The following is a 17,093-nucleotide window of genomic DNA, read 5'->3' on the forward strand; positions in this document are numbered from 1 at the left end:
TAAAAAATCACAGCGAGAGAATTGAGAAACAAACTCGCCTTCCAGACAATAAACATCAGTGATTAATCAGAAACACACTCCCCACCCGGGACAACGCTTGCGACCACCACCTCATCGGCGATGTCGACATGCCGAAAAAATCTCACGCGTGAGCCATTGATGGCATTTTGAATTGGTTGTAGTGTGGCTCACGCGTGAGATGTTCATAACGGAGTCATTGCCATGAAAAGTCGCTCCCCCACCGTTGCATCAGAGAGCCCACAGGGAGAGCGCTCGAAACCGTCCGCGAAAAAGCCGTCGAGCTTCTACATGAAGCAGATGCGCGCGGGCCTGGCTGCCGCCGGTTATGTGAAACACGAAACTTGGGTACTTCCGGAAAACCGAAGCTTGCTCAAGCAGATGGAGCAACAGCTACGCCAACCGATTCTGGCTGGCTCATTCATGTCGGAGAATTACATGAGCGCAGGCAACAACTGGAACATCGATAGCCTCTTCAACGCCCTCAAGGCACTGGACGAGGTGGCTTCGCAGGAGATCACGCTGTCTCTGATCCAGAGCTCCGAACCCAGCATCAAGCTGGAAATGAACGAATTCGGCGGTCTGCCGATTCACATCGCCGTGGCCGGTCAGCAGATCATCGTCGACACCGTGCTGGTGGACATCGATTCGATCACTGACGTGCGCGCCTTCAACGACGCCGTGCTGCGCAGCCGGGAAATGTTCCCGCTGTCGTCGATCGGCATCGAGTCGATGCCCAATGGTCAGACCGTTTACAACATGTTTGGCGCCCTCAGCGCCGACTCGAGCCTGACAAACGTCGTCACCGAGGTGAAAACCCTGGTCGACAACGTGCAGCGCGCGAGCGAAGCCTTCGAACACTTCTTCAAGTAATCAACAGGGAATATCCAATGACTCAGTCCATCTGGAGCAAGTTGTTCACCGCGCTGCGCGGTGGCGCCAATGAAGTCGGCGAAGCGATCGTCGACCAACAGGCCCTGCGCATCCTCGACCAGGAAATCCGCGACGCCGACACCGCGCTGTCGAATGCCCGCCGTGAGCTGGTCACCATCATGGCCAAGCACAAGCTGGCCGCTGATCGCGTGAGCGAGTACGACGCCAAGATCAAGGACCTGGAGGCCAAGGCGGTTTCCGCGCTGAACGCCGGCCGTGAAGACCTGGCGATGGAAGTGGCCGAAGCGATTTCGACCCTGACCAACGACCTGACCGCCGAGAAAGCCCAGAGCGACGAGTTCGGCACCTACGCCGAAAACATGCGCAAGGACATCAGCAAGGCCGAGTCGCGGATCAAGAGCCTGCGCCAGCAAGTGGACATGGCCAAGGCCCGTGAAAGTGTGCAAAAGGCGCAGGTCAGCGCGTCCATCGCCAGCGGCGGTGCCAACGGCAAGCTGGAAACCGCCGTCGGCACGCTGAACCGTCTGCAGGCCAAGCAGCAGCAACGCGCTGCCGAGCTGAGCGCGGCGGACGAACTGGCTGACGCTTCGACCGGCAATGACCTGGAACGCAAACTGCGCGACGCCGGCATCACGCCGAACGAAGGCAGCGCCAATGCGATCCTCGAGCGTCTGAAGCAGAAGTCCGCGCAGTAAGCGTTTGCACAAAACCTGTGGGAGCGGTCTTGCTCGCGAAAGCGGTGTGTCAGTCGGTACCTTAGCTGCCTGACACACCGCCTTCGCGAGCAAACCGCTCCCACATGGTTTACGGCGTGTCGTTCGTCGCCCGGCCCGGTACACTGGCGGCGTTTTTTACGACGAACACCTCCACCCGCCTCAAGGAATGTACCCATGGGATGGTTCAAAGACTTGCTGGGCACCAGCAACTGGCAGACCGCTGCGCCAACGCCAACCGTTGCCAGTGGCCCACTCGGGATGGCACAAGGCAAAGGCGTGCGATTCGATTCGACTCTGGCCTTGCTGCTCGATGGCAGCACCTCGGTGCAGGTTCCGGCTGCAGAGGCAATCTGGAGCGCCGGCTGGATCGACCTCGGCCAATCCAACAAGCTGCATCGCTACTACCTCAATAACGAAGACTTCTGGCTGCAGATCCACGTCACCGGTGACGACCAGATCGAGTCGGTCACCCTGTTCAACTACCTCAGCTACGTGACCGTCAACAGTGACGCCGAGCTGCAGCGCCTCGCCGGCCCCGCAAGCCCGATCGGCCTGCCGATCTATACCCACGACGGCGTCCAGTACAGCCGCGAATGGGGCACCGAACAAGGCCAGACCGAACTCGTACCGATGACCGAACATGTGGTCAACCCGGACGAGAGCTACACCATCGAACACCACTCCATGCTTTACGCGCGCGAGACCGGCCTGACCGATCGCCGCGAACTGCTGCTGTTCTCCGTCGAACAGGACGAGGAAGGCACCGTCAGCCTGAGTACCTCGCTGGGCATTTCGCTGTACACGACTGATTTGAGCACCATTTAAAAAAGGAAGTTTTCCATGCTGGAAGTGCTGGCCGTTTCCCTGAACAAGACCGCACTGGTCGGTTTCGTCGTCTACCTGATCGGCGCCGTGCTGCTGTTCATGCTGTTTCAGTTCGTCTACACCCGCATCACGCCACACAAGGAGTTCGAGCTGATTCGCTCCGGCAACATCGCTGCCGCCATCGCTCTGGCGGGCGCGATCATCGGCTTCGCGATTCCGGCCAGCAACGTGATCGCGTTTTCGGTCAACGTTCTCGATTTCGTGCTGTGGGCGGTGATTGCTGCGGTGGTGCAGCTGCTGGCCTTTCTCGCCACGGGGCTGGTGCTCAAGGGCACGTCGCAGCGTATCGCCAACGGTGAAATCGCTTCGGGTATCTATGTGGCCGCAGTAGCCATCAGCGTCGGCATGCTTAACGCCGCGTGCATGACCCCGTCCAACTGATCGGCAGGAAGCCTTCGATGAAACGCAGCAAGTACGTTCAACTGTCCCTCGCCGCTTCGGTGGCGCTGGCGATTTCCGGCGAAGTTGCCGCGCAGGAGCAGCAACGCTTCCAATCTGTCGAGGAGTGCGTCGGCGCCGAAGTGGCCGCCGACGTCTGCTCCAACGCCTACGTCGCGGCATTGACCGAACATCGACGTATTGCGCCGGCCTACGATGACAAGGCCAAGTGCGACGCAGACTTTGCCGCCGACTGGTGCCAGAAAAACTCCGATGGCCGCTTCGTGCCGAAGCTCGGCGGTTTCAAGGTGCCGCAGAACGACGAGGCGCCACAGGACCTGAATGCGCTTGCCAATGCGCAGATGCCTGCCGGTGAAGCCGCCGCCCAGAACGTACAAAGCACTTCGCACTCGTCCGGCGGCAACGGTTGGCTGACGGGCTGGCTGATCGGCAATGCGATGAGCAACAACGCCAATCGCACGGTCTATCGCGATCGCGATACGCGCCAGACCTACAACACCTCGGCGCAGTACCGCAAAATCGAATCGGCACCGGCTACCCGCACCGACACCCGCTACGACAGCACCCGGAGCAAACCGGTCAACGTCGCTTCGTCGACGTCCCGCGGCGGCTTCGGCAGCCAGTCTTCCGCGCGCAGCGGTTGGGGCGGCTGGGGCAGTTCGAGCAGCTGACCATGAAGAAGATCCACTGCGCCGAGCGCCCCGACTGGAAACAGACGGCCGAAAGCCTCGGCTTTCTGTTCCACACCATCGACAACGAGCCGTACTGGGACGAAAGCGCCTACTACCAGTTCACGCTCGCGCAGATTGAAAACGATCTGGAGGATCCGACCACCGAACTGCACGAGATGTGCATGGACCTGGTCGACCGCGTGGTGCACAGCGAAGAGCTGCTGGATCGCCTGAGCATCCCGGCGCCGTACTACGACATGATCCGCACGTCCTGGCTGGAAGGTCATCCGCATCTGTACGGGCGTATGGACTTTTCCTACAGCGGCAACGGCCCGGCAAAGCTGCTGGAACTCAACTACGACACGCCGACCAGCCTTTATGAGGCAGCGGCGTTTCAGTGGGGCTGGCTGGAGCAGTGCATCGAGCGCGGGATGCTGCCGCGCCATGCCGACCAGTTCAACAGCATCGATACCAAGCTGCACCAGGCGTTTGCCGAGTTGCAGCTCAAGCGGCCGTTCTACTTTGCGTCGATGAAAGACTCGGTCGAGGACAAAGGCACGACTGACTACCTGCGCCTGATCGCGGAAAAGGTCGGCATCGAATCCCGGCACATCGACATCGAAGACATCGGCCTGACCGCCGAGGGTCGCTTCGTCGACCTTGAGGATCGCTGGATCCCGCACCTGTTCAAGCTGCATGCCTGGGAATTTATTTTCCACGAGCCATTCGGTGCAGCAATCGCCGAAAGCGATACGCAGTTCTTCGAACCGGCGTGGAAGTCGATCCTGTCGAACAAAGGCGCGCTGCCTTTGCTGTGGGAGCTACACAAGGGGCATCCGAATCTGCTCGCGGCGCACCTTGATACGAATCCGGCCAGTGCGGTGCCCAAGGGCTGGGTACGCAAACCGTACTTCTCCCGCGAAGGCGCCAACATTGAACTGCAAACGGCGGAAGGTCTGATCGTCAAAGAGGACGGGCCCTACACCGATGCGCCATTCATCCTGCAGGAATTTGCGCCATTGCCGAAGTTCGACGACAGCTACACGCTGATCGGCTCGTGGGTGATTGGTGATCAGGCGGCGGGGATCGGCGTGCGCGAAGACAACAGTCTGATCACCAAGGATTCAAGCCGGTTTCTGCCGCACCTGATCCTCGACTGAAACACACACCCGCTCCCACAGGAGATCAGTGGTAATCGCGGACCTTGCGCCACAAAAAAGGCCCGTCGTGTTGAACGACGGGCCTTTTTTATTCAGCGTGGATGCAGCAGCGAATCAGAACGGGATATCGTCATCGAAGCTGTCGAAATCCGGAGCCGGTTGCGGTGCAGCCTGCTGTGGAGCCGGGGCTGGACGCTGTTGCGGAGCCGACTGCTGCGGACGCGGAGCCTGTTGGCGTGGCGCCTGCTGCTGGTAGTTGTTGCCACCGCCTTGTTGGTCGCCCTGTTGTGGACGGCCGCCGAGCAGTTGCATGGTGCCTTGCATGTCGACCACGATTTCTGTGGTGTAACGCTTGATACCGTCTTTTTCCCACTCGCGGGTCTGCAGCTTGCCTTCGATGTACACCTGCGAACCTTTACGCAGGTACTCGCCGGCGATTTCCGCAACCTTGCCGAACATCGAAACACGGTGCCATTCGGTCTTCTCGACCTTTTGACCGGTTTGCTTGTCGGTCCACTGTTCGCTGGTTGCCAGACTCAGGTTGGTCACGGCGTTACCGTTAGGCAGGTAGCGAACTTCGGGATCCTGGCCGCAAGTGCCGACCAATATGACTTTGTTAACCCCACGGGCCATAACGTTCTCCTAGGCTTCGCAAGCAGCCCCGGCCGGGTTGTTCACCAGGCGTTCGAGGGTGTCGCGATCCACTAATTCTTTGTCCAGTTTGATGTAAACAGCCGCTTCATCAGCAACTATCACTGCATCTGTTACCCCTACGAGGGCCTTGAGGCGCTCGACCAGACCCGCTTCGCGGATCGCCTCGGGCGACAACGGCAAGCGCAGGCTCGTCACGTAGGGAGGTTCGCGCATGGTAACAGCAAAGGCCAGCCAGATGGCAGCCAGACCCGCACATCCAAGGAACACAACCGACAGACCGCCATGCTGAAACAGCCAGCCGCCAAGTATCCCGCCGAGCGCCGAACCGAGGAACTGGCTGGTGGAATACACGCCCATGGCCGTGCCCTTCCCGCCTGCCGGTGAAACCTTGCTGATCAGCGACGGCAACGAAGCTTCCAGCAGATTGAACGCGGTGAAGAACACCACCGTACCGATCACCAGAGCCCGCAAACTGTCACCGAACTGCCAGAAGAATAGCTCAGTGAGCATCAGCGTCAGGACGGCGCCGAGCAAAATTCGTTTCATTTTGCGTTTCTTCTCGCCATAGATGATGAACGGGATCATGGCGAAGAAAGAGATCAGTAGCGCAGTCAGATAAACCCACCAGTGCTGCTCCTTGGGCAGCCCGGCCTTTTCCACCAGCGCCAGCGGCAGGGCGACGAAGCTCGACATCAGCATCGCGTGCAACACAAAAATGCTCAAGTCCAGGCGCAGCAGATCCGGATGTTTGAGCGTCGGCATCAAGGCCTGACGCGCCACGCCAGACTCTCGATGGCTCAGCGGCCCGGTGGATTTCGGCACCATGAACATCACGATGACGATGCCGAACAGGGCCATGCCGCCAGTGGCGAGGAACAGTCCGGACAGGCCGAACGCGCGGGTCAGCAACGGCCCGACCACCATGGCCACGGCGAACGACAGACCGATGGTCATGCCGATCATGGCCATGGCTTTGGTACGGTGTTGTTCACGGGTCAGGTCGGAAAGCAGTGCCATGACCGCAGCGGAAATCGCCCCGGCGCCCTGCAGGATGCGTCCGGCAATCACGCCCCAGATCGAATCGGCCTGAGCCGCCAGCACACTGCCAAGGGCGAAGACCACCAGCCCGAGGAAAATCACCGGCCGCCGGCCGATACGGTCGGAAATGATCCCGAACGGAATCTGGAAAATCGCCTGGGTCAGGCCGTAAGCGCCAATCGCCAGCCCGATCAGGGCCGGGGTCGCTCCCGCCAGGTCCATGCCGTAGGTCGCCAGTACCGGCAACACCATGAACATGCCAAGCATACGGAAGGCGAACACCAGGGCCAGACCGCTCGCTGCGCGGGTCTCGCTGCCACTCATGCGTTCGCTGTGGGGATCGTGCATGGAAAAACCTCGTGTGAACCGGCGGCGATTCTACCAGTCCCATCGAAAGACGGGGTATATCGCGACGCTATGACGCGTATAGATGAAACTCTCTTCATGCAAGGTAAAAAACCCTTCGTTTGATAGTGTGCATCCATCCAGTATTTGCCCGTATACTCCTACGTTTTCGACGCCCGCCGAGCGAGGCCACTTTGGACAAGATCCTGATACGTGGGGCCCGTACCCACAACCTGAAGAACATCGACCTGACCCTGCCACGGGACAAACTGATCGTCATCACCGGCCTGTCCGGATCCGGCAAGTCGTCCCTGGCCTTCGACACGCTGTACGCCGAAGGTCAGCGCCGCTATGTCGAATCCCTGTCGGCCTACGCCCGACAGTTCCTGTCGATGATGGAAAAACCCGACGTCGACACCATTGAAGGTTTGTCGCCGGCGATCTCCATCGAACAGAAGTCGACCTCGCACAACCCGCGTTCCACGGTCGGCACCATCACCGAAATCTACGACTACCTCCGTCTGCTGTATGCACGCGTCGGTACGCCGCGCTGCCCGGATCACGATATTCCACTGGAGGCGCAGACCGTCAGCCAGATGGTCGATCTGGTGCTGGCACAACCGGAAGGCAGCAAGCTGATGTTGCTGGCGCCGGTTATTCGCGAACGCAAAGGTGAACACCTTTCGGTTTTTGAAGAGCTGCGTGCCCAAGGCTTCGTCCGCGCCCGGGTCAACGGCCGCATTTGCGAACTCGATGAACTGCCGAAACTGGATAAACAGAAGAAGCACTCGATCGATGTGATCGTCGACCGTTTCAAGGTCCGCGCCGACCTGCAGCAGCGTCTGGCCGAATCGTTCGAAACCGCACTGAAGCTGGCGGACGGCATTGCCTTGGTCGCGCCGATGGACGATGAGCCAGGTGAAGAGATGATCTTCTCCGCGCGCTTTGCCTGCCCGATCTGCGGCCATGCCATCAGCGAGCTTGAGCCGAAGCTGTTCTCCTTCAACAACCCGGCCGGTGCCTGCCCGACTTGTGATGGTCTGGGTGTGAAGCAGTTCTTCGACATCAAGCGTCTGGTCAATGGTGAACTGACTCTTGCCGAGGGCGCGATTCGCGGCTGGGACCGGCGCAACGTCTATTACTTCCAGATGCTCGGCTCACTGGCCTCGCACTACAAGTTCAGTCTTGAGAAGCCGTTCAACGAGCTGACCGCCGAACAGCAGAAACAGATCCTGCACGGCAGCGGCTCGCAGAATGTCGACTTCAAGTACCTCAATGACCGCGGCGACATCGTCAAACGTTCGCACCCGTTCGAAGGTATCGTGCCGAACCTTGAGCGTCGCTACCGCGAAACCGAATCGGCCAGCGTGCGCGAAGAGCTGGCCAAGTTTCTCAGCACCCAGGCTTGCCCGGATTGCCGCGGCACTCGTCTGCGCCGTGAAGCGCGGCACGTGTGGGTTGGCGAGAAAACCCTGCCGGCAGTGACCAACCTGCCGATTGGCGATGCCTGCGAATACTTCGGCGAGTTGAAGATGACAGGTCGGCGTGGCGAGATCGCCGACAAGATCCTCAAGGAGATCCGCGAGCGCCTGCAATTTCTGGTCAATGTCGGCCTCGACTATCTGTCGCTGGATCGCAGCGCCGACACCCTGTCCGGCGGCGAGGCGCAGCGCATTCGTCTGGCCAGCCAGATCGGCGCAGGTCTGGTCGGGGTGCTGTACATCCTCGACGAGCCGTCCATCGGCCTGCATCAGCGCGATAACGACCGGTTGCTCGGCACCCTCAAGCACCTGCGCGACATCGGCAACACGGTGATCGTGGTCGAGCACGACGAAGACGCGATTCGTCTGGCCGACTATGTGGTGGATATCGGGCCGGGCGCCGGGGTGCACGGCGGGCAGATCGTGGCTGAAGGCACGCCGGCCGAAGTCATGGCGCACCCGGATTCCCTGACCGGTAAATACCTGTCGGGGCGGGTGAAGATCGAAGTGCCGGCCAAACGCACGCCGCGTAACAAGAAGCTGACGCTGTCGCTCAAGGGCGCGCGCGGCAACAACCTGCGCAACGTCGATCTGGAAATCCCGATCGGTCTGCTGACCTGCGTGACCGGCGTTTCCGGCTCCGGCAAGTCGACGCTGATCAACAACACGCTGTTCCCATTGAGCGCTACTGCACTCAATGGTGCGACCACGCTGGAAGCGGCCGCACATGACAGCATCAAGGGCCTGGAACATCTCGACAAAGTCGTCGATATCGACCAAAGCCCGATCGGCCGCACGCCGCGTTCCAACCCGGCGACCTACACCGGGCTGTTCACGCCGATCCGCGAACTGTTCGCCGGCGTGCCCGAGTCACGCTCCCGAGGTTACGGCCCGGGGCGCTTCTCGTTCAACGTCAAGGGCGGTCGCTGCGAGGCGTGCCAGGGCGACGGCCTGATCAAAGTGGAAATGCACTTCCTGCCGGACATTTACGTGCCGTGCGATGTGTGCAAGAGCAAGCGCTACAACCGCGAAACCCTTGAGATCAAATACAAGGGCAAGAGCATCCACGAAACCCTCGAGATGACCATCGAGGAAGCCCGGGAGTTCTTCGACGCGGTACCGGCGCTGGCGCGCAAGCTGCAGACGTTGATGGATGTGGGCCTGTCGTACATCAAGCTCGGGCAGTCGGCAACCACGCTGTCCGGTGGTGAAGCGCAGCGGGTCAAGCTGTCACGCGAGCTGTCCAAGCGCGACACCGGCAAAACTCTGTATATCCTCGATGAGCCGACCACCGGCCTGCACTTTGCGGATATCCAGCAATTGCTCGACGTGCTGCATCGCTTGCGCGACCACGGCAATACCGTGGTGGTGATCGAGCACAACCTTGACGTGATCAAGACCGCCGACTGGCTGGTGGATCTGGGGCCGGAGGGCGGCTCCAAGGGTGGTCAGATCATCGCCACCGGTACGCCGGAGGAAGTGGCCGAGATGAAGCAATCTCACACTGGTCATTACCTCAAGCCATTGCTGATTCGCGATCGGGCTTGATCTCCGGGCATGAAAAAGCCCCTGTCACTTCAACCGTGACAGGGGCTTTTTTGTATCTGGCAATCAGGTGTGAGATTGCAGGTAATTCTCGAGACCGATGAGCTTGATCAGGCCCAACTGCTTTTCCAGCCAGTAGGTGTGATCTTCTTCAGTGTCGTTGAGCTGAACACGCAGGATTTCGCGACTGACATAATCCTTGTGCTGCTCGCACAACTCAATGCCTTTGCACAGAGCGGCGCGGACTTTGTACTCGAGACGCAGATCTGCTTCGAGCATCTCCGGGACGGTGGTGCCGACGTCGAGATCGTCCGGGCGCATGCGCGGTGTGCCTTCGAGCATCAGGATCCGGCGCATCAGTGCGTCGGCGTGACCGGCCTCTTCTTCCATCTCGTGGTTGATTCGTTCGTAGAGCTTGGTGAAACCCCAGTCCTCATACATCCGCGAGTGAACAAAATATTGGTCACGCGCGGCCAGTTCGCCGGTCAGCAACGTGTTGAGGTAATCGATTACGTCTGGGTGGCCTTGCATCGCCCTACATCTCCCTGCTTGAAAGTCTGTAGTTTGAACCAAGCTGACCGGAAGGTCACCCCGTTTCGCGCAATAAAAGCGAAGATATTCTGAGAAAACCAGCCTAAATAACGCAAAAACCGCCCCAATGAGGGCGGTTCTGCTTCTCGTTTAGACTTCGTTAAGCTGTACGTCGAGCAGCTTTGCGATTGCTTCTCCATACGCCGGATCGGCCTTATAGAAATGCTGCAACTGACGATCAACCACATCAGGTGAAACACCGCTCATGGCGCCTGCGATATTGCTGACCAGCAAGGCTTTCTGCTCGTCGCTCATCAGACGGAACAGCGCACCGGCGTGGCTGTAGTAATCGGTGTCTTCGCGATGATCGTAACGGTCAGCAGCACCGCTCAATGCCAGTGCAGGCTCGGCGTAGTGCGGAGCTTGCTTCGGTGATTCAATGTAGCTGTTCGGTTCGTAGTTAGGTGCTGCACCACCATTGCTGCCGAAGGCCATCGAGCCGTCGCGCTGGTACGTATTCACCGGGCTGCGCGGCGCATTCACCGGTAATTGTTGGTGGTTTGTGCCCACCCGATAGCGATGTGCATCGGCGTAGGCGAACACGCGGCCTTGCAGCATGCGATCCGGCGACAGACCGACACCTGGCACCATGTTGCTCGGACCGAATGCGGCTTGCTCGACCTCGGCAAAGTAGTTCAGCGGGTTGCGGTTCAGCTCCAGTTCGCCGACTTCGATCAGCGGAAACTCCTTTTGCGACCAGGTCTTGGTCACGTCGAACGGGTTCTCGTAGTGCGCTGCAGCCTGAGCCTCGGTCATGATCTGAATGCATACGCGCCATTTCGGGAAATCGCCACGCTCGATGGCTTCGAACAGATCACGCTGAGCGTAATCCGGATCGGTACCCGCCAGGCGCGCAGCATCGGCTGGTGCCAGGTTCTTGACGCCCTGCTTGGTTTTGTAGTGCCACTTCACCCAGTGACGCTCACCTTTGGCATTGATCAGGCTGTAGGTGTGGCTGCCGAAGCCGTGCATATGGCGATAGCCGTCGGGAATGCCACGATCCGAGAACAGAATGGTCACTTGATGCAGTGCTTCCGGCGAATGCGACCAGAAGTCCCACATCATCTGGGCGCTTTTCAGGTTGCTCTGCGGCAGACGTTTCTGCGTGTGGATAAAGTCGGGAAACTTCAGTGGATCACGAATGAAGAAAACAGGGGTGTTGTTGCCAACGATGTCCCAGTTGCCCTCTTCGGTGTAGAACTTGAGGGCGAACCCACGTGGATCACGTTCAGTGTCAGCCGAGCCACGTTCGCCGCCTACAGTGGAGAAGCGCAAGAACGTTGGCGTTTGCTTGCCCACGGCCTCAAACAGTTTGGCGCTGGTGTATTCGGTGATATCACGGGTCACGGTGAACGTACCGTAAGCACCCGAGCCCTTGGCGTGCACGCGGCGCTCAGGAATGTTTTCACGGTTGAAATGGGCAAGCTTCTCGATCAGATGAAAATCGTCGAGCAGCAGCGGGCCACGGGGGCCGGCGGAGCGAGAATTCTGGTTATCGGCGACAGGTGCGCCACTGGCGGTCGTAAGCGTTTTGATCTGGCTCATACGGTCTTCTTCCTCTGTCAGTCTTGAAACTGCCGGCTAATCGGCTTGCTGGGAAGTATTGATCATCGATGAGACACCTACAAATTCATTAACTTGCAGTCATCGATAGATAATTACTAATTATGTTTCCCTGCACATAGTGGCAACACAACAATGTCAGAAGCTTGTACGAACAGCGCATTTCTTGCGGGCACAAAAAACCGGGCACTAGGCCCGGTTTTTCGTTTCAGACTGACGTCTTACTCGGCGGATACAGCTTCGCCAGCAGTAGCACGATCAACCAACTCGACGTACGCCATAGGCGCGTTGTCGCCAGCGCGGAAGCCGCACTTGAGGATGCGCAGGTAGCCACCCTCACGGGTAGCGTAACGCTTGCCCAGGTCGTTGAAGAGCTTACCAACGATAGCTTTCGAACGAGTACGGTCGAAAGCCAGACGGCGGTTAGCCAGGCTGTCTGTCTTGGCCAGAGTGATCAGCGGCTCGGCAACGCGGCGCAGTTCTTTGGCTTTTGGCAGAGTAGTCTTGATCAGCTCGTGCTCGAACAACGACACCGCCATGTTCTGGAACATGGCCTTGCGGTGCGAGCTGGTGCGGCTCAGGTGACGCCCACTTTTACGATGACGCATGGTTCATTCCTTACCAAACACTACGTTCGGTGATTACGACGATCAGGCAGTCGCCTTGTCGTCCTTCTTAAGACTTGCAGGCGGCCAGTTGTCGAGGCGCATGCCGAGGGACAGACCGCGGGAGGCCAGAACGTCCTTGATTTCAGTCAAGGATTTCTTGCCCAGGTTCGGAGTCTTCAACAGCTCTACTTCGGTACGCTGAATCAGGTCGCCGATGTAGTAGATGTTTTCCGCCTTAAGGCAGTTAGCCGAACGTACAGTCAGTTCCAGATCGTCAACCGGGCGAAGCAGGATCGGATCGATCTCGTCTTCCTGCTCGACAACCACTGGCTCACTGTCACCTTTGAGGTCGACGAACGCAGCCAACTGCTGTTGCAGGATGGTTGCAGCGCGGCGGATAGCCTCTTCAGGATCCAGAGTACCGTTGGTTTCCAGATCAATAACCAGCTTGTCCAGGTTGGTACGCTGCTCGACACGGGCGTTTTCCACCACGTATGCGATACGGCGAACCGGGCTGAACGAAGAGTCGAGCTGCAAGCGACCAATGCTGCGGCTTTCGTCTTCATCGCTCTGACGCGAGTCGGCTGGTTCATAACCACGACCACGAGCTACGGTGAGCTTCATGTTCAGGGCGCCGTTAGACGCCAGGTTAGCGATTACGTGATCGGGGTTAACGATCTCGACATCATGATCCAGCTGAATATCGGCAGCGGTAACCACCCCCGAACCCTTCTTCGACAAGGTCAGCGTAACTTCGTCACGACCGTGCAGCTTGATGGCCAGACCTTTAAGGTTCAACAGGATTTCAATTACGTCTTCCTGTACACCTTCGATGGCGCTGTACTCGTGGAGCACACCGTCAATCTCGGCCTCGACTACTGCGCAGCCGGGCATTGAGGACAACAGGATGCGGCGCAGCGCGTTGCCCAGGGTGTGGCCAAAACCACGCTCGAGAGGCTCGAGAGTGATCTTGGCGCGGGTTGGACTGACAACCTGCACATCAATGTGGCGGGGTGTCAGGAACTCATTTACCGAAATCTGCATGGATGCACCTATTTTCTAGCCCTTACTTGGAGTAGAGCTCGACAATCAGGCTTTCGTTGATGTCGGCGGACAGATCACTGCGAGCAGGAACGTTCTTGAAAACGCCCGACTTCTTCTCAGTGTCTACTTCTACCCATTCTACGCGGCCACGTTGGGCACACAGATCGAGAGCTTGGACAATGCGAAGTTGGTTTTTTGCTTTCTCGCGAACTGCGACCACGTCACCAGCACGAACCTGATACGACGGAACGTTTACGGTCTGACCGTTAACGCTGATCGACTTGTGCGATACCAGCTGACGGGATTCGGCACGAGTCGAACCAAAGCCCATACGGTATACAACGTTGTCCAGACGGCATTCGAGCAGTTGCAGCAGGTTTTCACCGGTTGCACCTTTCTTGCCAGCAGCTTCTTTGTAGTAGCCGCTGAACTGACGCTCGAGAACGCCGTAGATACGACGGACCTTCTGCTTTTCACGCAGTTGGGTGCCGTAGTCGGACTGGCGACCGCGGCGTTGGCCGTGGATACCAGGTGCTGCTTCAATGTTGCACTTCGATTCGATCGCGCGCACGCCGCTCTTCAGGAAGAGATCGGTGCCTTCGCGACGAGCGAGTTTGCATTTTGGACCAATGTAACGAGCCATTCTTTACAATCTCCTGGATTACACGCGGCGCTTCTTCGGCGGACGGCACCCGTTGTGCGGGATTGGCGTCACGTCGGTGATGCTGGCGATCTTGTAGCCACAGCCGTTCAAAGCGCGGACTGCGGATTCACGACCTGGACCTGGACCCTTGACGTTAACGTCGAGGTTTTTCAGGCCGTATTCCAGCGCAGCTTGACCAGCACGCTCAGCAGCTACTTGAGCAGCGAACGGGGTGGACTTGCGGGAACCGCGGAAACCCGAACCACCGGAGGTAGCCCAGGAAAGAGCGTTACCTTGACGGTCGGTAATGGTCACGATGGTGTTGTTAAAAGAAGCATGGATGTGGGCGATGCCATCAACCACTGTCTTTTTAACTTTTTTACGAGGACGAGCAGCAGGTTTTGCCATGATTAAATTCCTGTCGATTCGCTGGGGCGATTACTTGCGGATCGGCTTACGCGGACCTTTACGGGTACGCGCGTTGGTCTTGGTACGCTGACCGCGTACTGGAAGACCGCGACGATGACGCAGACCGCGATAGCAACCGAGGTCCATCAAGCGCTTGATTTTCATGTTGATTTCGCGACGCAGGTCACCTTCAGTGGTGAACTTCGCCACTTCGCCACGCAGCTGTTCAATTTGCTCGTCGCTCAGATCTTTGATCTTTGCTGCTGGGTTTACCCCAGTGTCTGCACAGATTTTCTGCGCAGTAGTGCGACCGACACCATAGATGTAGGTCAGCGAGATAACAGTATGCTTGTTATCTGGAATGTTAACGCCTGCAATACGGGCCATTCAGTGGGACTCCAATTGACAGCTACCTACGCCCCGGAAGCCAAGAAATAGGGCGCGAGATAATATCGCTGTAATAACAAATAATCAACCCGGCAGCGCACTAGCTGCCGGGCTTGAAGCACAATCACACTCAGCCTTGGCGCTGTTTGTGACGCGGTTCCGCGCTGCAAATTACTCGAACAACACCTTCGCGGCGAATAATCTTGCAGTTACGGCACAGCTTTTTCACCGATGCACGAACTTTCATCACCAACTCCTCGAACCTTATGGGTACTCAGCGCAACATGCCGCTGCCGTAACCCTTCAGGTTGGCTTTCTTCATCAGGGATTCGTACTGGTGCGAAACGAGGTGCGATTGTACTTGGGACATGAAGTCCATCACAACCACGACCACGATCAGCAACGAGGTCCCGCCAAGGTAGAACGGAACGTTTGCTGCAACCACCAGGAATTGGGGCAACAGGCACACGGCCGTCATGTAAAGAGCACCGAACATGGTCAAGCGAGTCAGAACGCCATCAATATAGCGTGCAGACTGCTCACCTGGACGGATGCCCGGAATAAAGGCACCGGACTTCTTCAGGTTTTCCGCTACGTCTTTCGGATTGAACATCAACGCCGTATAGAAGAAGCAGAAGAAAATAATCCCTGCACTAAACAGCAGAATATTCAACGGCTGACCAGGAGCGATCGACTGCGAGATGTCCTGCAACCAGCCCATACCTTCAGACTGACCAAACCAGGCACCCAACGAAGCCGGGAACAGCAAAATGCTGCTCGCGAAAATAGCCGGAATAACACCGGCCATGTTCACCTTCAGCGGCAAGTGGCTTGTCTGCGCAGCAAAAACCTTGCGGCCCTGCTGACGCTTGGCGTAGTGAACAGCGATACGACGCTGGCCACGCTCAATGAACACCACGAAACCGATAATCGCTACTGCCAGCAAACCGATGGCAACCAAGGCGAAGATATTGATATCACCCTGACGCGCAGACTCGAAAGACTGCCCGATTGCTCTCGGAAGACCGGCGACGATACCCGAAAAAATCAACATCGAGATACCGTTGCCTACACCACGCTCAGTAATCTGCTCACCCAGCCACATCATGAACATCGCACCAGCCACAAAAGTGGATACCGCGACGAAATGGAAGCCAAAGTCACCAGTGAACGCAACGCCCTGCCCCGCCAGACCAATGGACATGCCAATAGCCTGAACGAGAGCGAGGACGACGGTGCCGTAGCGGGTGTACTGGCTGATCTTGCGACGGCCAGCTTCACCTTCCTTCTTCAACTGCTCCAGCTGCGGGCTGACGGCGGTCATCAGTTGCATGATGATCGATGCCGAAATGTACGGCATGATCCCCAGTGCAAAGATGCTCATCCGTTCCAGCGCGCCGCCGGAGAACATGTTGAACAAGCTAAGAATGGTCCCCTCATTCTGTCGAAACAGGTCTGCGAGTCGGTCCGGGTTGATACCTGGAACCGGGATGTGTGCGCCTATTCGGTAGACGATAATCGCCAGGAACAGAAAACGCAGACGAGCCCAGAGTTCAGACATACCGCCTTTGCCGAGCGCAGAGAGAGCACCTTGCTTAGCCATTTATTCCTCGAACTTGCCGCCAGCTGCTTCGATAGCCGCACGCGCACCTTTGGTGGCGCCGATTCCCTTGCCGATAGTGACAGCGCGAGTCACTTCACCGGACAGCATGATTTTCACACGCTGTACGTTGACGTTGATCACGTTGGCATCTTTCAGGGACTGCACGGTGACGATGTCGCCTTCCACTTTGGCCAGCTCGGACAGACGCACTTCTGCGCGGTCCATGGCTTTCAGGGAAACGAAACCGAACTTCGGCAGGCGACGATGCAGCGGCTGTTGACCGCCTTCAAAGCCTGGAGCAATAGTGCCACCGGAGCGGGAGGTTTGACCTTTGTGGCCACGGCCACCAGTCTTACCCAAACCGCTACCGATACCACGGCCCGGACGATGCTTTTCGCGACGGGAACCCGGCGCTGGACTCAGATCATTGAGTTTCATCG

At 58.1% G+C, this 17,093-nt stretch carries 19 protein-coding genes; 7 read left to right on the top strand and 12 right to left on the bottom strand.

Translation table 11 applies throughout. The features are described from left to right. Nucleotides 1-222 precede the first annotated feature (222 nt). From E4T63_RS24955 to E4T63_RS24985, 6 genes are all read left to right on the top strand, one after another. A complete protein-coding gene (locus E4T63_RS24955) occupies nt 223-891 on the top strand; it encodes a YjfI family protein (RefSeq protein WP_098965854.1) in 669 nt (222 codons plus the stop codon). Between the two features lie 17 nt (nt 892-908). Continuing rightward, complete coding sequence (locus tag E4T63_RS24960) at nt 909-1,607, top strand: PspA/IM30 family protein (protein WP_007966153.1); 699 nt, start codon at nt 909-911, stop codon at nt 1,605-1,607. Between the two features lie 195 nt (nt 1,608-1,802). Continuing rightward, nucleotides 1,803-2,453 carry a DUF2491 family protein gene (locus E4T63_RS24970; RefSeq protein ID WP_095139068.1) on the top strand — a complete coding sequence of 217 codons (651 nt, stop codon included), beginning with the start codon at nt 1,803-1,805 and terminating at the stop codon, nt 2,451-2,453. A gap of 15 nt (nt 2,454-2,468) precedes the next feature. Beyond that, on the top strand, nt 2,469-2,894 hold the full coding sequence (locus E4T63_RS24975; protein ID WP_027614247.1) for a DUF350 domain-containing protein: 426 nt from the start codon (nt 2,469-2,471) through the stop codon (nt 2,892-2,894). A gap of 17 nt (nt 2,895-2,911) precedes the next feature. Further along, nucleotides 2,912-3,583, top strand: a complete 672-nt coding sequence (locus E4T63_RS24980) for a DUF1190 domain-containing protein (protein ID WP_135296665.1) — start codon at nt 2,912-2,914, stop codon at nt 3,581-3,583. 2 nt (nt 3,584-3,585) lie between these two features. Next, nucleotides 3,586-4,743: a glutathionylspermidine synthase family protein gene (locus E4T63_RS24985; RefSeq protein WP_135296666.1), complete on the top strand. Its 1,158-nt coding sequence runs from the start codon at nt 3,586-3,588 to the stop codon at nt 4,741-4,743. A gap of 114 nt (nt 4,744-4,857) precedes the next feature. On the opposite strand, the gene E4T63_RS24990 is transcribed toward E4T63_RS24985, so the two are convergent. Together E4T63_RS24990 and E4T63_RS24995 are read right to left on the bottom strand one after the other, a co-directional pair. Then, a complete protein-coding gene (locus E4T63_RS24990) occupies nt 4,858-5,376 on the bottom strand; it encodes a single-stranded DNA-binding protein (RefSeq protein ID WP_007966163.1) in 519 nt (172 codons plus the stop codon). A 9-nt stretch (nt 5,377-5,385) separates the two neighbouring features. Continuing rightward, nucleotides 5,386-6,783 (bottom strand): MFS transporter, encoded by a 1,398-nt coding sequence (locus E4T63_RS24995; RefSeq protein WP_135296667.1) that lies wholly within the window; start codon nt 6,781-6,783, stop codon nt 5,386-5,388. A gap of 191 nt (nt 6,784-6,974) precedes the next feature. Between E4T63_RS24995 and uvrA the strand changes: the two genes are divergently transcribed. Next, nucleotides 6,975-9,809 (top strand): excinuclease ABC subunit UvrA, encoded by a 2,835-nt coding sequence (gene uvrA / locus E4T63_RS25000; protein WP_027614251.1) that lies wholly within the window; start codon nt 6,975-6,977, stop codon nt 9,807-9,809. A 63-nt stretch (nt 9,810-9,872) separates the two neighbouring features. On the opposite strand, the gene bfr is transcribed toward uvrA, so the two are convergent. The 10 genes from bfr to rplO all read right to left on the bottom strand — a co-directional run bounded on the left by bfr (nt 9,873) and on the right by rplO (nt 17,091). Next, a complete protein-coding gene (gene bfr / locus E4T63_RS25005) occupies nt 9,873-10,337 on the bottom strand; it encodes a bacterioferritin (RefSeq protein WP_003228714.1) in 465 nt (154 codons plus the stop codon). Between the two features lie 150 nt (nt 10,338-10,487). After that, the gene (locus E4T63_RS25010; RefSeq protein WP_098965863.1) at nt 10,488-11,942 is read right to left on the bottom strand and encodes a catalase; all 1,455 of its coding nucleotides are present in this window, start codon (nt 11,940-11,942) and stop codon (nt 10,488-10,490) included. A gap of 239 nt (nt 11,943-12,181) precedes the next feature. Further along, nucleotides 12,182-12,568: a 50S ribosomal protein L17 gene (rplQ, locus tag E4T63_RS25015; protein ID WP_003176402.1), complete on the bottom strand. Its 387-nt coding sequence runs from the start codon at nt 12,566-12,568 to the stop codon at nt 12,182-12,184. A gap of 42 nt (nt 12,569-12,610) precedes the next feature. Further along, nucleotides 12,611-13,612, bottom strand: coding sequence for a DNA-directed RNA polymerase subunit alpha (locus tag E4T63_RS25020; RefSeq protein ID WP_003186012.1), 1,002 nt, complete (start codon nt 13,610-13,612; stop codon nt 12,611-12,613). A gap of 22 nt (nt 13,613-13,634) precedes the next feature. Continuing rightward, on the bottom strand, nt 13,635-14,255 hold the full coding sequence (rpsD, locus tag E4T63_RS25025) for a 30S ribosomal protein S4 (RefSeq protein WP_003176404.1): 621 nt from the start codon (nt 14,253-14,255) through the stop codon (nt 13,635-13,637). An 18-nt stretch (nt 14,256-14,273) separates the two neighbouring features. Continuing rightward, entirely contained in the window at nt 14,274-14,663 is a 390-nt protein-coding gene (gene rpsK, locus E4T63_RS25030) for a 30S ribosomal protein S11 (protein WP_002555466.1), read from the bottom strand. A 30-nt stretch (nt 14,664-14,693) separates the two neighbouring features. Continuing rightward, nucleotides 14,694-15,050, bottom strand: a complete 357-nt coding sequence (gene rpsM / locus E4T63_RS25035; RefSeq protein WP_008374135.1) for a 30S ribosomal protein S13 — start codon at nt 15,048-15,050, stop codon at nt 14,694-14,696. Nucleotides 15,051-15,180: 130 nt separating this feature from the next. Then, on the bottom strand, nt 15,181-15,297 hold the full coding sequence (rpmJ, locus tag E4T63_RS25040; RefSeq protein WP_002555468.1) for a 50S ribosomal protein L36: 117 nt from the start codon (nt 15,295-15,297) through the stop codon (nt 15,181-15,183). Between the two features lie 27 nt (nt 15,298-15,324). After that, nucleotides 15,325-16,653, bottom strand: coding sequence for a preprotein translocase subunit SecY (secY, locus tag E4T63_RS25045; RefSeq protein ID WP_003228718.1), 1,329 nt, complete (start codon nt 16,651-16,653; stop codon nt 15,325-15,327). Then, nucleotides 16,654-17,091 carry a 50S ribosomal protein L15 gene (rplO, locus tag E4T63_RS25050; protein WP_003228720.1) on the bottom strand — a complete coding sequence of 146 codons (438 nt, stop codon included), beginning with the start codon at nt 17,089-17,091 and terminating at the stop codon, nt 16,654-16,656. Between the last annotated feature and the right edge of the window lie 2 nt (nt 17,092-17,093).

This window comes from Pseudomonas fluorescens (assembly GCF_004683905.1).
GTDB lineage: Bacteria > Pseudomonadota > Gammaproteobacteria > Pseudomonadales > Pseudomonadaceae > Aquipseudomonas > Aquipseudomonas putida_A.

What these genes read in the sequence shown, in the direction of transcription:
- E4T63_RS24955 (WP_098965854.1), top strand. Translation starts at nt 223, where the DNA reads ATGAAAAGTCGCTCCCCCACCGTTGCATCAGAGAGCCCACAGGGAGAG.
- E4T63_RS24960 (WP_007966153.1), top strand. Translation starts at nt 909, where the DNA reads ATGACTCAGTCCATCTGGAGCAAGTTGTTCACCGCGCTGCGCGGTGGC.
- E4T63_RS24970 (WP_095139068.1), top strand. Translation starts at nt 1,803, where the DNA reads ATGGGATGGTTCAAAGACTTGCTGGGCACCAGCAACTGGCAGACCGCT.
- E4T63_RS24975 (WP_027614247.1), top strand. Translation starts at nt 2,469, where the DNA reads ATGCTGGAAGTGCTGGCCGTTTCCCTGAACAAGACCGCACTGGTCGGT.
- E4T63_RS24980 (WP_135296665.1), top strand. Translation starts at nt 2,912, where the DNA reads ATGAAACGCAGCAAGTACGTTCAACTGTCCCTCGCCGCTTCGGTGGCG.
- E4T63_RS24985 (WP_135296666.1), top strand. Translation starts at nt 3,586, where the DNA reads ATGAAGAAGATCCACTGCGCCGAGCGCCCCGACTGGAAACAGACGGCC.
- E4T63_RS24990 (WP_007966163.1), bottom strand. Translation starts at nt 5,376, where the DNA reads ATGGCCCGTGGGGTTAACAAAGTCATATTGGTCGGCACTTGCGGCCAG.
- E4T63_RS24995 (WP_135296667.1), bottom strand. Translation starts at nt 6,783, where the DNA reads ATGCACGATCCCCACAGCGAACGCATGAGTGGCAGCGAGACCCGCGCA.
- bfr (WP_003228714.1), bottom strand. Translation starts at nt 10,337, where the DNA reads ATGCAAGGCCACCCAGACGTAATCGATTACCTCAACACGTTGCTGACC.
- E4T63_RS25010 (WP_098965863.1), bottom strand. Translation starts at nt 11,942, where the DNA reads ATGAGCCAGATCAAAACGCTTACGACCGCCAGTGGCGCACCTGTCGCC.
- rplQ (WP_003176402.1), bottom strand. Translation starts at nt 12,568, where the DNA reads ATGCGTCATCGTAAAAGTGGGCGTCACCTGAGCCGCACCAGCTCGCAC.
- E4T63_RS25020 (WP_003186012.1), bottom strand. Translation starts at nt 13,612, where the DNA reads ATGCAGATTTCGGTAAATGAGTTCCTGACACCCCGCCACATTGATGTG.
- rpsD (WP_003176404.1), bottom strand. Translation starts at nt 14,255, where the DNA reads ATGGCTCGTTACATTGGTCCAAAATGCAAACTCGCTCGTCGCGAAGGC.
- rpsK (WP_002555466.1), bottom strand. Translation starts at nt 14,663, where the DNA reads ATGGCAAAACCTGCTGCTCGTCCTCGTAAAAAAGTTAAAAAGACAGTG.
- rpsM (WP_008374135.1), bottom strand. Translation starts at nt 15,050, where the DNA reads ATGGCCCGTATTGCAGGCGTTAACATTCCAGATAACAAGCATACTGTT.
- rpmJ (WP_002555468.1), bottom strand. Translation starts at nt 15,297, where the DNA reads ATGAAAGTTCGTGCATCGGTGAAAAAGCTGTGCCGTAACTGCAAGATT.
- secY (WP_003228718.1), bottom strand. Translation starts at nt 16,653, where the DNA reads ATGGCTAAGCAAGGTGCTCTCTCTGCGCTCGGCAAAGGCGGTATGTCT.
- rplO (WP_003228720.1), bottom strand. Translation starts at nt 17,091, where the DNA reads ATGAAACTCAATGATCTGAGTCCAGCGCCGGGTTCCCGTCGCGAAAAG.